General features: G+C 65.9%; 11 protein-coding genes and 6 tRNA genes. 13 read left to right on the top strand and 4 right to left on the bottom strand.

Going from position 1 to position 12,463, the window contains the following annotated elements; translation table 11 throughout:
• Positions 1-62 precede the first annotated feature (62 nt).
• Positions 63-962 (top strand): LysR family transcriptional regulator, encoded by a 900-nt coding sequence (locus ACM14_RS27295; RefSeq protein WP_065347885.1) that lies wholly within the window; start codon positions 63-65, stop codon positions 960-962.
• 201 nt (positions 963-1,163) lie between these two features.
• Here the strand turns inward: ACM14_RS27295 and argG are convergent, their stop codons facing one another.
• The 4 genes from argG to ACM14_RS27275 all read right to left on the bottom strand — a co-directional run bounded on the left by argG (position 1,164) and on the right by ACM14_RS27275 (position 4,310).
• Entirely contained in the window at positions 1,164-2,498 is a 1,335-nt protein-coding gene (gene argG / locus ACM14_RS27290; protein ID WP_013801583.1) for an argininosuccinate synthase, read from the bottom strand.
• A 118-nt stretch (positions 2,499-2,616) separates the two neighbouring features.
• On the bottom strand, positions 2,617-2,934 hold the full coding sequence (locus ACM14_RS27285) for a pyrimidine/purine nucleoside phosphorylase (protein ID WP_012206574.1): 318 nt from the start codon (positions 2,932-2,934) through the stop codon (positions 2,617-2,619).
• 127 nt (positions 2,935-3,061) lie between these two features.
• A complete protein-coding gene (locus ACM14_RS27280; RefSeq protein WP_065347884.1) occupies positions 3,062-3,805 on the bottom strand; it encodes a glycine zipper 2TM domain-containing protein in 744 nt (247 codons plus the stop codon).
• Positions 3,806-3,932: 127 nt separating this feature from the next.
• Positions 3,933-4,310: an ArsC family reductase gene (locus ACM14_RS27275; protein ID WP_063325854.1), complete on the bottom strand. Its 378-nt coding sequence runs from the start codon at positions 4,308-4,310 to the stop codon at positions 3,933-3,935.
• A 79-nt stretch (positions 4,311-4,389) separates the two neighbouring features.
• Between ACM14_RS27275 and folC the strand changes: the two genes are divergently transcribed.
• The 12 genes from folC (at position 4,390) to ACM14_RS27215 (ending at position 12,461) form a co-directional block, all read left to right on the top strand.
• Positions 4,390-5,712: a bifunctional tetrahydrofolate synthase/dihydrofolate synthase gene (gene folC, locus ACM14_RS27270; RefSeq protein ID WP_013801586.1), complete on the top strand. Its 1,323-nt coding sequence runs from the start codon at positions 4,390-4,392 to the stop codon at positions 5,710-5,712.
• A 70-nt stretch (positions 5,713-5,782) separates the two neighbouring features.
• Complete coding sequence (locus tag ACM14_RS27265) at positions 5,783-6,706, top strand: SPOR domain-containing protein (RefSeq protein WP_065347883.1); 924 nt, start codon at positions 5,783-5,785, stop codon at positions 6,704-6,706.
• A gap of 49 nt (positions 6,707-6,755) precedes the next feature.
• Positions 6,756-7,247 (top strand): CvpA family protein, encoded by a 492-nt coding sequence (locus ACM14_RS27260; RefSeq protein WP_012206569.1) that lies wholly within the window; start codon positions 6,756-6,758, stop codon positions 7,245-7,247.
• Positions 7,248-7,380: 133 nt separating this feature from the next.
• Entirely contained in the window at positions 7,381-8,889 is a 1,509-nt protein-coding gene (gene purF / locus ACM14_RS27255; protein WP_034395856.1) for an amidophosphoribosyltransferase, read from the top strand.
• Positions 8,890-9,108: 219 nt separating this feature from the next.
• Positions 9,109-10,323, top strand: a complete 1,215-nt coding sequence (locus tag ACM14_RS27250) for an O-succinylhomoserine sulfhydrylase (RefSeq protein ID WP_013801588.1) — start codon at positions 9,109-9,111, stop codon at positions 10,321-10,323.
• A complete protein-coding gene (gltX, locus tag ACM14_RS27245; protein ID WP_065347882.1) occupies positions 10,320-11,726 on the top strand; it encodes a glutamate--tRNA ligase in 1,407 nt (468 codons plus the stop codon). The genes ACM14_RS27250 and gltX overlap by 4 nt, the downstream gene beginning before the upstream one ends.
• A gap of 70 nt (positions 11,727-11,796) precedes the next feature.
• A tRNA-Ala gene (locus tag ACM14_RS27240) sits at positions 11,797-11,872 on the top strand.
• Positions 11,873-11,910: 38 nt separating this feature from the next.
• Positions 11,911-11,986: transfer RNA gene (locus ACM14_RS27235), tRNA-Glu, on the top strand.
• A gap of 44 nt (positions 11,987-12,030) precedes the next feature.
• Positions 12,031-12,107 (top strand) — tRNA-Asp (locus tag ACM14_RS27230).
• Positions 12,108-12,178: 71 nt separating this feature from the next.
• Positions 12,179-12,254: transfer RNA gene (locus ACM14_RS27225), tRNA-Glu, on the top strand.
• A gap of 44 nt (positions 12,255-12,298) precedes the next feature.
• A tRNA-Asp gene (locus tag ACM14_RS27220) sits at positions 12,299-12,375 on the top strand.
• 13 nt (positions 12,376-12,388) lie between these two features.
• Positions 12,389-12,461, top strand: a tRNA-Ala gene (locus ACM14_RS27215).
• The last annotated feature ends 2 nt before the right edge of the window (positions 12,462-12,463 follow it).

The following is a 12,463-nucleotide window of genomic DNA, read 5'->3' as shown; positions in this document are numbered from 1 at the left end:
TTGAAATCGAGCAGATAAACCGCAGAATATGCGCTTGTTTGTTGCAGAAATCGAGCAGATCCATGGACCGATTGCTGGCGATGCAGGTGTTTGCCACGGTGGCCGAATGCGGCAGCTTCACGGCGGCGGCCGAGCGGCTGGACCTGTCGCGTGCCATGGCCACGCGCCATGTGGAGTCGCTGGAGCAGTGGCTGGGCGCGCGCCTGCTGCACCGCACCACGCGCCGCGTCTCGCTCACCGATGCCGGTGCGCAGTGCCTGCGCTACAGCCAGCAGATGCTGGCCCTGGCCGATGAGGTGCAAGGCGAGATGCGCGCCGGCGACAGCCAGTTGCGCGGCCTGCTGCGCGTGACCTGCAGCATGTCCTTCGGCCATGCGCAGATGGCGCCGGCCATTGCGCAGTTCATGCGGCTGCACCCGCACCTCAAGATCGACCTGCTGGTGGACGACGGCGCGCTGGACCTGGTGCAGCAGCGCATCGACCTGGCCATACGCATCAGCGCCGATCCCGGCGCGGCACTCATCGGCCGGCCGCTGGCCGTGTGCGAATCGGTGCTGGTGGCCTCGCCCGCCTACCTGGACGCGGCAGGGCGGCCGCAGACACCGGCCCAGTTGCAGGCCCACCGCTGCCTGGGCCATATGCGCGTGGGCCGCAATGTCTGGCAATTGGCGCGGCGTGACGATGAGAGCGATGAGCAGCAGATCGCCGTCACCACCTGGTTCAACGCCAACGAAGCCACCGTGCTGGCCGCCGCTGCCGTCGAGGGTGCGGGCATCGCCTTCCAGCCCACCTACCTGGTCCAGCCCATGCTGAAGGCCGGCCAGCTGGAGCTGGTGCTGCCGGACTGGCGCCCGCAGCCGCTGACCGTGCATGCGCTGTACAGCTCCCGCCGCCACCTGCCGGTGGCCGTGCGCGCGCTGCTGGATTTTCTCGTGCAGCGCTTCGAGGGCGCGCGCTGGTAGCAGGGGCGTAAAAAAGCCGCCTTGCGGCGGCTTGTGGGATGCAAGTGTGCGATTTTCTGGCCCATGGCGTCGCGTGCTTGGCGGGCGCGTCCCATGCCAGGGACGCCGAGCAAGGGCCGCCCCGCAGCGAGGGCGTCGTCCCCCTCCCTCGCGAAGCGAGTAGAGAGGGGGAAGCGGCGTCAGCCGCTCAGGGGGTGTAGGTCATTCCTTGCCGCCCAATTGGGGCAGGGCGGTGCTGGTGCCCAGCGACAGCAGGCCGGCCTTGGAGTAGATGGCCAGCTTGTCGCGCGTGTCCATCAGGTCCAGGTTGCGCATGGTCAGCTGGCCAATGCGGTCGGCGGGGCTGAAGGGCGCGTCCTCGACCTTTTCCATCGACAGGCGCTCGGGAGCGTAGGTCAGGTTGGGCGATTCGGTGTTCAGGATGGAGTAGTCGTTGCCGCGGCGCAGTTCCAGCGTCACGGTGCCGGTCACGGCGCGGGCCACCCAGCGCTGGGCGGTTTCGCGCAGCATGATGGCCTGCGGGTCGAACCAGCGGCCCTGGTACAGCAGGCGGCCCAGGCGCAGGCCGTTGATGCGGTACTGCTCGATGGTGTCCTCGTTGTGGATGCCGGTCACCAGGCGCTCGTAGGCGATGTGCAGCAGGGCCATGCCGGGGGCTTCGTAGATGCCGCGGCTCTTGGCTTCGATGATGCGGTTCTCGATCTGGTCGCTCATGCCCAGGCCGTGGCGGCCGCCGATGCGGTTGGCTTCCAGGAACAGCTCCACGGGGTCGGCGATTTCCTTGCCGTTGATGGCCACGGGGCGGCCTTCGTCAAAGGTCACCGACACTTCCTCGGCCTTGACCTCGACTTCGGGCTTCCAGAACGCCACGCCCATGATGGGGTTGACGATACGGATGCCGCTGTTCAGGAACTCCAGGTCCTTGGCCTCGTGCGTGGCGCCCAGCATGTTGCTGTCGGTCGAGTAGGCCTTCTCGGCGCTCATCTTGTAGCCGAAGCCTTCCTTGGTCATGAAGGCCGACATCTCGGCGCGACCGCCCAGCTCGTCGATGAAGGTCTGGTCCAGCCAGGGCTTGTAGATCTTCAGAGCGGGGTTGGTCAGCAGGCCGTAGCGGTAAAAGCGCTCGATGTCGTTGCCCTTGAAGGTCGAGCCGTCACCCCAGATGTTGACGTCGTCTTCCTTCATGGCGGCCACCAGCATGGTGCCGGTCACGGCACGGCCCAGGGGCGTGGTGTTGAAGTAGGTGATGCCGCCCGTGGAGATGTGGAAGGCGCCGGCCTGGATGGCGGCAATGCCTTCGCCGGCCAGCTGCGAACGGCAGTCGATCAGGCGGGCCTGCTCGGCGCCGTACTCCATGGCCTTGCGGGGGATTTCGTCGTAGTCGGCCTCGTCGGGCTGGCCCAGGTTGGCCGTGTAGGCGTAGGGCAGGGCGCCCTTGTTCTTCATCCAGCGCAGGGCAGCGCTGGTGTCCAGGCCGCCCGAGAAGGCGATGCCGACCTTCTGGCCGACGGGAACGTTTTGCAGGATGGTTTCCATACGATGCTTCTCTCAATAACGATGGCGGCTGGCGTGCGGGACGCGGCTGCCGGAAAACACGGAAGGCGCCTGGGCGCCGTCAGGTCGAATGCGTCGGTCTGCTCAGGCGCTCAGGCGCTTAGGCGTAGTGGCAGATGTAGTGGTAGGCCTCGGTCACGCGGATGTCGAACTTGGAGTTCGCAGGCACCTGGAAGGACTCGCCGGCCTTGGAGGTGAGCCACTGGTCCGAGCCGTCGAGCTTGTACTCGCAGGAGCCGGCCACGCATTCCATGATCTCGGCAGCGGCCGTGCCGAAAGTCAGCTGGCTGGGCAGCACCACGCCGGCAGACTTCTTCGTGCCATCGGCCAGCGTGAAGCCGTGGCTGATGCATTTGCCGTCGAAATAGACATTGGCCTTGGTGGTCAGGGTGATGCCAGAGATGGTTTCGGTGGTCATGGAAGCTGGGCAGAGGGTGGACTAAACCGCCCATTTTAGGCCAGCACCCGGCCGCTGCCCGTACGTGCTGGCCGCCGCCATGCAAAAAGCCCCTTGTCGGGGCTTGCGGGGCGAGCGCATGGCGGCCTCAGCGGCGCCAGCCATGGCGGTAGCCGCCGCGCCAGCCGTGATAGCTGGGGCGCGAGGCGTAGTACACGCCGGCAGCAAGGGCTGCGCCAATCACCACGGGCGCCACATAGTCACCGGCCGAATACACCGGTTGCACCGGCTGGGCCGGGTAGTAACCACCGTCGTAGTAATTGTTTTCATAGACCACGGGCGGCGGCACGGGCGTGGTGGAGTACGCGGCCTGGGGCGGCTGGTTGGTGCTGTAGTAACCATTGCTGCCGTAGGCGCCGCTGTTGGCTGCGGGCTGCACGCTCAGTGCGATCCAGTCGCCAGGCGGCGTGGCGGTCCGCGTCGTGTAGTTGCGGCCCGCGTACTCATAGACCACGTCGTAGGCCACGGCGCGGTTCTGGTAGTAGGTCTGGGTGGTGCAGTTGCGCACCGTCTGGTATTGGGGCTGCTGCCCCGAGGCTTCAGCCTGGTTGCCCAGCATGGCGCCGCCAATCACGCCGGCTGCCGTGGCCGCAGCGCGTCCGCCGCCGTGGCCAATGGCGTTGCCCACCACGCCGCCCGCCAGCGCACCCAGCACGGCGCCCGCGCCCGAGGTGCTGCGCTGGCCCGAGTAGACGTTCTCATCGCGGCAGACCTGCTGGGGCACGGCCACCTGTTGCGTCACCGCGGTCACGGAAAGCACCCGGCCTTGCTCCTGGGCCAGGGCTACGGTGGCGGTCGTGGCCGCCAGCGTCAAAAGAACCAGGGATTTCATGATTGCACTCCTGTTGCGTTGGCGGTACTTCCTGCCAGGCTCCATGCAAGTGTATTCCTCGGGCCCGAAAAGCAGTTTGCGGCCGCGTAAATCCACGTAATAAGCTGTTCCAGGCTTGACGGCAATGTTAGCGCTTGCCCTCGTGGGCCAGCTCTGCCCAGGTATCGGGCGCAAAACCCACGGTGATGCGGCCCTGCGGCCATTGGACGACCGGGCGCTTGATGACGCTGGGCTGCTGCTGCATGAGGGCTGCGGCACCGGCCGCATCCTGGGCGCCGGCCTGGGTGTCGGCGTCGAGCTTGCGCCAGGTCGTGCCCTGGCGGTTGAGCAGCTTTTCCCAGCCCACGGCCTGCATCCAGGCAGGCAGTTGCGCGGCAGGGACGCCCTGTTTCTTGAAGTCGTGGAATTCGTAGGCGATGCCCTGGTCGGCAAGCCAGGCGCGGGCCTTCTTGACGGTGTCGCAGTTGGGAATGCCGTAGAGCGTCACAGTGTTTGAGGTGGTCATGATTGGTTGCAGTTGCCGCAGTCCGCGGATGGCGAGGACCCCATAAGGACACTGTCCCTGGGTAACAATAGCGCGCAGTATGCACACCTCATTTCCCACATTGGATGCATGGCTCGCATATTGCGAGCGCCTGCACCCCAAGAATATCGCGCTGGGCCTGGATCGCGTGCGCGAAGTCGCCCAGCGCCTGGACCTGCGTTTCGACTGCCCCGTGATCACGGTGGCGGGCACCAATGGCAAGGGCTCGACCTGCGCCATGCTGGAGGCCGTGGCGCTGCAGTCGGGCTTTCGCCCCGGCGTCTACACATCGCCGCATCTGGTGCATTTCGAGGAGCGCTGCCGCGTGGGCGGCGAGATCGTGAAGGCAGCCGAGCTGCTGCCGCAGTTCGAGGCCGTGGAGCAGGCGCGCGTGCAGGGCACGGAAGTGGCGCTCACCTATTTCGAATTCACCACGCTGGCCATCCTGCGGCTGATGAGCCAGTCCAGGCTGGATGTGGCGATTCTCGAGGTGGGCCTGGGCGGGAGGCTGGATGCCACGAACGTGATCGATGCCGATTGCGCCGTCATCACCAGCATCGACATCGACCATGTGGAATTCCTGGGCCCGGACCGCGAGAGCATCGGCCGCGAGAAGGCCGGCATCATGCGCGCCGGCCGGCCGGTGGTGGTCAGCGATCCCATGCCGCCGCAAAGCGTGCTGGACCATGCACAGGCCATTGGCGCCGATCTCTGGCGCCTGGGCCAGGACTTCAACTTCTCGGGCGACAAGCAGCAGTGGGGCTGGGCCGGACGCGGGCGGCGCTATGCGGGCCTGGCCTATCCGGCGCTGCGCGGCGCCAACCAGCTGGTCAATGCATCGGGTGCGCTGGCCGCGCTCGAAGCCATTCGCAGCCGCCTTCCGGTCACGGCCCAGGCCGTGCGCACGGGGCTGGCCATGGTCGAGCTGCCGGGGCGTTTCCAGATCATTCCGGGCCAGCCCACGCTGGTGCTGGACGTGGCGCACAACCCGCATTCGGTGGCGGCGCTGACGGCCAACCTCGACGCCATGGGTTACTTCCCCTGCACGCATGCGGTGTTCGGCGCCATGCACGACAAGGACCTGGCGCCCATGCTGGGCAGAATCGCACCGCTGATCGACCGGTGGTACCTGACCGACCTGCCCACGCCGCGTGCCGAAAGCGCCGAAGTGCTGCGCCAGAAGATCGAAGCCCTGCCGCCCGCACCCGGCGTGCCCCGCGAGCTGTCGGTGGCCACCTTCGCAAACCCGCAGCTGGCGCTGGATGCAGCGGTTCTGGCCGCAGGTCCCACTGATAGAATCGTGGTCTTTGGCTCGTTCTTCACGGTGGGCGGCGTGCTGCAGGACGGCCCGCCCCGGCTGAACGCCAAGCATCTGGGCACCTGAATCCAGTGATCCGCACCGCAGGCGGCCATCGTGGCCGCTGTGGTGGCCGATATGAACGAGTCCGCACTCCATGGCATTTTTCAATTTTCGTTGGCCCGGCAAAAAAGACGACGGTGATTCGTCGTCCGCATCGAGGCGGCCCACACGGCTGGGACAGGCGGAAAGCGTCGATGTCATGCGCCGCCGGGCGCGTCACCGCCTCATCGGCGCTGCCGTGCTGGTCCTGGCCGGCGTGGTGGGTTTCCCCCTGCTGTTCGACACCCAGCCGCGTCCGATTCCCGTAGACATCCCCATCGAGATTCCTGACCGCGACAAGGTTGCGCCCCTGGTCGTGCCCGGCGCCAATGCCGTGGACGCCCATTCGCATGGCGCGGCTGCGCCGACGGGCCGCGTGTCGGCCCAGGCCTCGCTGGGTGCCGATGAGGAAGAGGTTCCCATGGGCAGGCCTTCGACGCCGTCCGTGCCGTCCGTGCCTGTGGCGCCTCCCGTTTCCCAGGTGGCTCCGGTCAAGCCTGAAGCAAAGCCGGAGCCCAAGCCCGCCACCAAGCCTGAGACCAAACCCGAACCCAAGCCGGAACCCAAGCCCAAGCCTGAGCCGGCCAAACCCGAGCACAAGCCGGAGCCCAAGCCCGAGCCGAAACCCGAGCCCAAGCCAAAGCCCGAACCCAAGCCCGAGCCGTCCAGGAGCGACGATGCCGCGCGTGCCCGTGCCCTGCTGGAAGGACGCAGCGCGCCCGCCGCTTCAACGGCGGCCGCAGCGACGGACGAACGCTTCATCGTGCAGGTCGGTGCCTTCTCCGACGCCGGCAAGGCCCAGGAAATCCGCGCCAAGCTGGAGCTGGCGGGCCTGAAGACATTCACGCAGGTGGTGGACACCAAGGACGGCAAGCGCACGCGGGTGCGTGTGGGCCCGTTCAACGGCCGGGCCGAAGCCGACAAGGCGGCGGCGCGCGTCAAGGGCCAGGGCCTGCCGGCGTCGGTGATCAAGCTCTGACGCGGTGACGTACATCTTGCAAAGCAGCACGGGCGCACAGAAATAGCGTATGTCCACGGTGGACTGGGTTTTGCTGGCCTGCGTGCTGGCCTCGATGCTGCTTGGCGCCTGGCGCGGGCTGGTGTACGAGGTACTGTCTCTGCTGGGCTGGCTGGTGGCCTTTGTCGTGGCCCGCATCTGGGCGGCAGACGTGGCGCTGTGGCTGCCCATGCAGGACTGGGACATGCAGCTGCGCTACGCCGCAGGCTTTGTGCTGTTGTTCGTGCTGGCGCTGTTCGGCTGGGGCCTGGTGTCCTGGCTGTCGCGCCGGCTGATCGAGGCGGTGGGCCTGAGGCCCGTGGACCGCACGCTGGGCGCGCTGTTCGGCGTGCTGCGCGGGGCGCTGCTGGCCCTGGTGGCAACGATGGTGATCAGCTACACGCCGCTGCACCAGGGGCAGTGGTGGCAGGATTCAGCCTTGGCGCCATGGCTGATGCAGGCGCTGGCTGTGGTTTTGCCACAGCTGCCGCAGGAATGGGGACGCTATCTGCCGGCTGCATGACAAGGCGCTGCAGCGCAGGAGTCGGCTGGCAGAAACAGTTTGGATAGAGAAATCGGGCGCAGGCGTGGCCAATGGGTGGCTGCTACGGCCCAGACAGCGAAGGGCGACCTTCGCAAACGGATGGAACGCAACTATGTGTGGAATCGTTGGTGTAGTCAGCACCGCGCCCGTGAATCAACTGATCTATGACGCCCTGCTGCTGCTGCAGCACCGTGGCCAGGATGCCGCAGGCATCGTGACCCAGCAGGAGCGCAAGTTCTTCATGCACAAGGCCAAGGGCATGGTGCGCGACGTGTTCCGCACCCGCAACATGCGTGCCCTGCCGGGCACGGTGGGCCTGGGTCAGGTGCGCTACCCGACGGCCGGCAACGCGACCAGCGAGGAAGAGGCCCAGCCCTTCTACGTGAACGCGCCCTTCGGCATCGTCATGGTGCACAACGGCAACCTCACCAATGCCAAGCAGCTGCGCGAGGAGCTGTCGGACACCGACCACCGCCACACCAACACCGAGAGCGACTCCGAAGTCCTGCTCAACGTGCTGGCCCACGAGCTGGCCCGCGCCAGCAGTGGCGCGCCGCTCAAGAGCGAAGACGTGTTCCAGGCCGTCAGCGCCGTGCACAAGCGCATCAAGGGCTCGTATGCGGTGATCGCGCTGATCGCCGGCTACGGCCTGCTGGCCTTCCGCGACCCGTTCGGCATCCGTCCCTTGTGCATGGGCCGCGGTGCCGACGGCTCGGTGATGCTGGCCAGCGAGTCCGTGGCCCTGGAAGGCACGCTGCACCAGCTCGAGCGCGATGTCGCCCCGGGCGAGGCCGTGTTCGTGCACAGCGACGGCCAGGTCGAAACCCGCCAGTGCGCTGAAAAGAGCGAGCTGCACCCCTGCGTGTTCGAGTACGTGTACCTGGCCCGCCCGGACTCCGTGCTGGATGGCATCTCCGTCTACCAGGCCCGCCTGAACATGGGCGAGACGCTGGCCAAGCGCGTGGTCTCCACCGTGCCGCCCAACGAGATCGACGCCATCATCCCGATTCCCGAATCCAGCCGCCCCAGCGCCATGCAGCTGGCCCAGCTGCTGGGCATTCCGTACCGCGAAGGCTTCGTCAAGAACCGCTACGTGGGCCGGACCTTCATCATGCCGGGCCAGTCCTCGCGCAAGAAATCGGTGCGCCAGAAGCTCAACGCCATCGGCAGCGAGTTCAAGGGCCGCAAGGTGCTGCTGGTGGATGACTCCATCGTGCGCGGCACCACCTCCAAGGAAATCGTGCAGATGGCGCGTGATGCCGGTGCCGTCAAGGTCTACCTGGCCTCGGCAGCGCCTCCGGTGCGCCATCCCAACGTCTACGGCATCGACATGCCCACGCGCGCCGAACTGGTGGCGCATGGCCGCACGGTCGAGGAAATCCGCCAAGTTATCGGTGCCGACGCGCTGATCTACCAGGATGTGGCCGCCATGAAGCAGACCGTGGGCAAGATCAACCCGCAGGTGCAGGGCTTCGAGGCCTCGTGCTTCGATGGCGTCTACATCACGGGCGACATCTCCGAGGACGAAGTCACGGCACTCAATGAAGGCCGCAACCGCGGCGGCGAGGAAGAGTCCAGCGACGCCTCGCGCCTGTCCCTGCCCAACGCCCAGGAAGCCTGAGCCCGAGTCCGAGCCTGAGTCCGAGTGATTGGGCTTCAGTGACAATACGGGGGCGGGCCTGAGGCCCGCCCTTTTTTGACAAATGAGCTAAAAGCGCTGGTGCTGGAGGGCTGCAGGCTGCAACGCCCAGCAAGTCCCCAGGTGACAAGTGTTTCTAGCTCCTTTTTTCCGGGCACCGCCGCCATCGGCGGGCCGCGCCCGACCCCAAGGACCATCAACGTGACGAACAAGACACTTCCCGAAGGCCTGCATCCCGATACGCTGGCCCTGCGCGTGGCCGTGGAACGAAGCCAGTGGGGCGAGCACAGCGAAGCCCTGTACATGACCAGCAGCTTCGTGCAGCCCGACTGCGCAACGGCAGCGCGCCGCTTCGCCAACGAAGAGCCCGGCTACACCTACAGCCGCACCTCCAACCCCACGGTGACCAGCTTCGAGCAGCGCCTGGCCGCCATGGAAGGCACGGAATGCGCCGTGGCCACGTCCACCGGCATGTCGGCCATCTTGCTGGTGGCGCTGACCACGCTCAAGGCGGGCGACCATGTGATCTGCTCGCAGTCCATGTTCGGCTCCACCATCAAGCTGCTGGGCGGCGAGATGGCGCGCTTCGGCATCGAGACCAGCTTTGTCTCGCAGACCGATGTGCAGGCCTGGAAGGCCGCCATCCGTCCCAACACGCGATTGCTGTTCGCCGAGACGCCGACCAACCCGCTGACCGACCTGTGCGACATCGCCGCGCTGGCCGAACTGGCGCACGCCCATGGCGCGCTGCTGGCGGTGGACAACAGCTTTGCCTCGCCCGCGCTGCAGCGGCCCGCCCAGTTCGGTGCCGACCTGGTCGTGCACTCCGGCACCAAGCTGCTGGACGGCCAGGGCCGCGTCATGTCGGGCGCGGTCTGTGGCACGACGGCGCTGGTGGACAAGGTCATGGGCACCTTCCTGCGCAGCGGCGGCCTGAACCTGGCGCCGTTCAACGCCTGGGTGGTGCTCAAGGGTCTGGAGACGCTGTCCCTGCGCGTCAAGGCGCAAAGCGCCGCCGCGCTGGAGCTGGCCACCTGGCTGGAGGCCCATCCCAAGGTCGCCCGTGTCTACTACCCGGGCCTGGCCAGTCACCCGCAGCACGAGCTGGCCATGCGCCAGCAAAACGGCATGGGCGGCGGCGTGCTGTCCTTCGACGTGGTGGGCGAGGGCGCCGAACAGCTGCGCGCCAATGCCTTCCATGTAGCCGACAGCACCCTGGTGTGCTCGATCACGGCCAACCTGGGCGACGTCAAGACCACCATCACCCACCCGGCCAGCACCTCGCATGGCCGCCTGAGCGAAGAGCAGCGCCGTGCCGCCGGCATCGGCCAGGGCCTGCTGCGCATCTCCGTCGGACTGGAATACCTGGGCGACATCAAGAACGATCTGTCCCGCGGACTGGATACCCTGCAATGACACAAAAAGTACGAACCCGTTTTGCCCCGTCTCCCACGGGCTTCATCCACCTGGGCAACATCCGCTCGGCCCTGTATCCCTGGGCCTTCGCACGCGCCACGGGTGGTGATTTCATCCTGCGCATCGAAGACACCGACGTGGAGCGTTCCACCCAGGCCTCGGTGGACGTGATCATCGAAGGCATGGCCTGGCTGCAGCTGGACCATGACGAAGGTCCGTTCTATCAAATGCAGCGCATGGACCGCTACAAGGAGGTGCTGGCAGGCCTGCAGGCCTCGGGCCATGTCTACCCCTGCTACATGAGCGTGGAAGAACTCGACGCCCTGCGCGAGCGCCAGATGGCCAACAAGGAAAAGCCGCGCTACGACGGCACCTGGCGCCCTGAAGAAGGCAAGGTGCTGCCGCCCGTGCCCGAAGGCGTGCGCCCCGTGCTGCGCTTCAAGACGCCGCAGGGCGGCGTCGTGGCCTGGGAAGACAAGTGCAAGGGCCGTATCGAGTTCCAGAACAGCGAGCTGGACGACCTTGTGATCGCGCGCCCCGATGGCACGCCCACCTACAACTTCTGCGTCTGCGTGGACGATATGGACATGGCCATCACCCATGTCATCCGTGGCGACGACCACGTCAACAACACGCCGCGCCAGATCCACATCTTCGAGGCGCTGGGCGCCAGCGTGCCCGTGTTCGCCCACCTGCCCACCGTGCTCAATGAGCAGGGCGAGAAGATGAGCAAGCGCAACGGCGCCAAGGCCGTCACCCAGTACCGCGACGAAGGCTACCTGCCCGACGCCATGGTCAACTACCTGGCCCGCCTGGGCTGGAGCCACGGCGATGACGAAATCTTCAGCCGCGCCCAGTTCCTGGAGTGGTTCAACCTCGACCACCTGGGCCGCAGCGCAGGCCAGTTCGACGAGGCCAAGCTGCGCTGGGTCAATGCCCAGCACCTGAAGGCCCTGGACGATGCGGCCCTGGCAGAGCTGGTGCGCCCCTTCGTGCTCAAGACCGGCCTGGACCAGGCCCTGCTCGATGCCGATGACCGCCTGCCGCGCATCTGCGCCCTGTTCAAGGACCGCTGCGAAACCCTGGTCGATCTGGCCGGCTGGGTGCGCCTGTTCTATGTGGACGCCTTCGACCGCAACGCCGAAGACCTGGCCAAGCATGTGACCGACGCCGTGGCGCCCGCCCTGGACGCCTTCGCCGAAGGCATCGCCTCGGTGGAGTGGAGCAAGGAAGCCATTGCCGCTTTGATCAAGGAAGTGCTCAAGGCCCAGGGCCTGAAGATGCCGCAACTGGCCATGCCGGTGCGCGTGCTGACGCTGGGCACGGCGCACACGCCTTCGGTGGACGCGGTGCTGGAGCTGCTGGGTCGTGAAAAAATTCTGGCCCGTTTGAAAAACCGCTAAAAACCTGTCTATAATTCGAGTCTCTGATGCAAACGCAGCAACTAACAAGAAGCAGCGATTGCAGCATGAAGGGGGTATAGCTCAGCTGGGAGAGCGCTTGCATGGCATGCAAGAGGTCATCGGTTCGATCCCGTTTACCTCCACCAAAAATTGAGACTTGAGTATTTACGCAAGTTCTAGGATTGACCCTATCGTCTAGAGGCCTAGGACATCACCCTTTCACGGTGAGTACCGGGGTTCGAATCCCCGTAGGGTCGCCAAGTTTGCAGCACTTGGCTCGAAAGAGCGCAAAAGCTGTCTGCCAGGAGTGGTAGTTCAGTTGGTTAGAATACCGGCCTGTCACGCCGGGGGTCGCGGGTTCGAGTCCCGTCCACTCCGCCAAAATTTGCCGCTTGGTATGTAAGCGCCTTTGAAAAACGAAGGCGCTTTTTTATCGGCGGATCATAGGCTGTGACCCTATCGTCTAGAGGCCTAGGACATCACCCTTTCACGGTGAGTACCGGGGTTCGAATCCCCGTAGGGTCGCCAAGTTTGCAGCACTTGGCTCGAAAGAGCGCAAAAGCTGTCTGCCAGGAGTGGTAGTTCAGTTGGTTAGAATACCGGCCTGTCACGCCGGGGGTCGCGGGTTCGAGTCCCGTCCACTCCGCCAGTATCGGATTTTTGGGGGTATAGCTCAGCTGGGAGAGCGCTTGCATGGCATGCAAGAGGTCATCGGTTCGATCCCGTTTACCTCCACC

The sequence above is a fragment of the Delftia sp. JD2 genome, from assembly GCF_001682645.1.
GTDB lineage: Bacteria > Pseudomonadota > Gammaproteobacteria > Burkholderiales > Burkholderiaceae_C > Comamonas > Comamonas acidovorans.
The sequence above is the reverse complement of the archived record's forward strand: the minus strand, read 5'-3'. Positions and strand labels throughout refer to the sequence as shown.

What these genes read in the sequence shown, in the direction of transcription:
- ACM14_RS27295 (WP_065347885.1), top strand. Translation starts at nt 63, where the DNA reads ATGGACCGATTGCTGGCGATGCAGGTGTTTGCCACGGTGGCCGAATGC.
- gltX (WP_065347882.1), top strand. Translation starts at nt 10,320, where the DNA reads ATGACACAAAAAGTACGAACCCGTTTTGCCCCGTCTCCCACGGGCTTC.
- ACM14_RS27260 (WP_012206569.1), top strand. Translation starts at nt 6,756, where the DNA reads ATGTCCACGGTGGACTGGGTTTTGCTGGCCTGCGTGCTGGCCTCGATG.
- ACM14_RS27265 (WP_065347883.1), top strand. Translation starts at nt 5,783, where the DNA reads ATGGCATTTTTCAATTTTCGTTGGCCCGGCAAAAAAGACGACGGTGAT.
- ACM14_RS27285 (WP_012206574.1), bottom strand. Translation starts at nt 2,934, where the DNA reads ATGACCACCGAAACCATCTCTGGCATCACCCTGACCACCAAGGCCAAT.
- purF (WP_034395856.1), top strand. Translation starts at nt 7,381, where the DNA reads ATGTGTGGAATCGTTGGTGTAGTCAGCACCGCGCCCGTGAATCAACTG.
- folC (WP_013801586.1), top strand. Translation starts at nt 4,390, where the DNA reads ATGCACACCTCATTTCCCACATTGGATGCATGGCTCGCATATTGCGAG.
- ACM14_RS27275 (WP_063325854.1), bottom strand. Translation starts at nt 4,310, where the DNA reads ATGACCACCTCAAACACTGTGACGCTCTACGGCATTCCCAACTGCGAC.
- argG (WP_013801583.1), bottom strand. Translation starts at nt 2,498, where the DNA reads ATGGAAACCATCCTGCAAAACGTTCCCGTCGGCCAGAAGGTCGGCATC.
- ACM14_RS27280 (WP_065347884.1), bottom strand. Translation starts at nt 3,805, where the DNA reads ATGAAATCCCTGGTTCTTTTGACGCTGGCGGCCACGACCGCCACCGTA.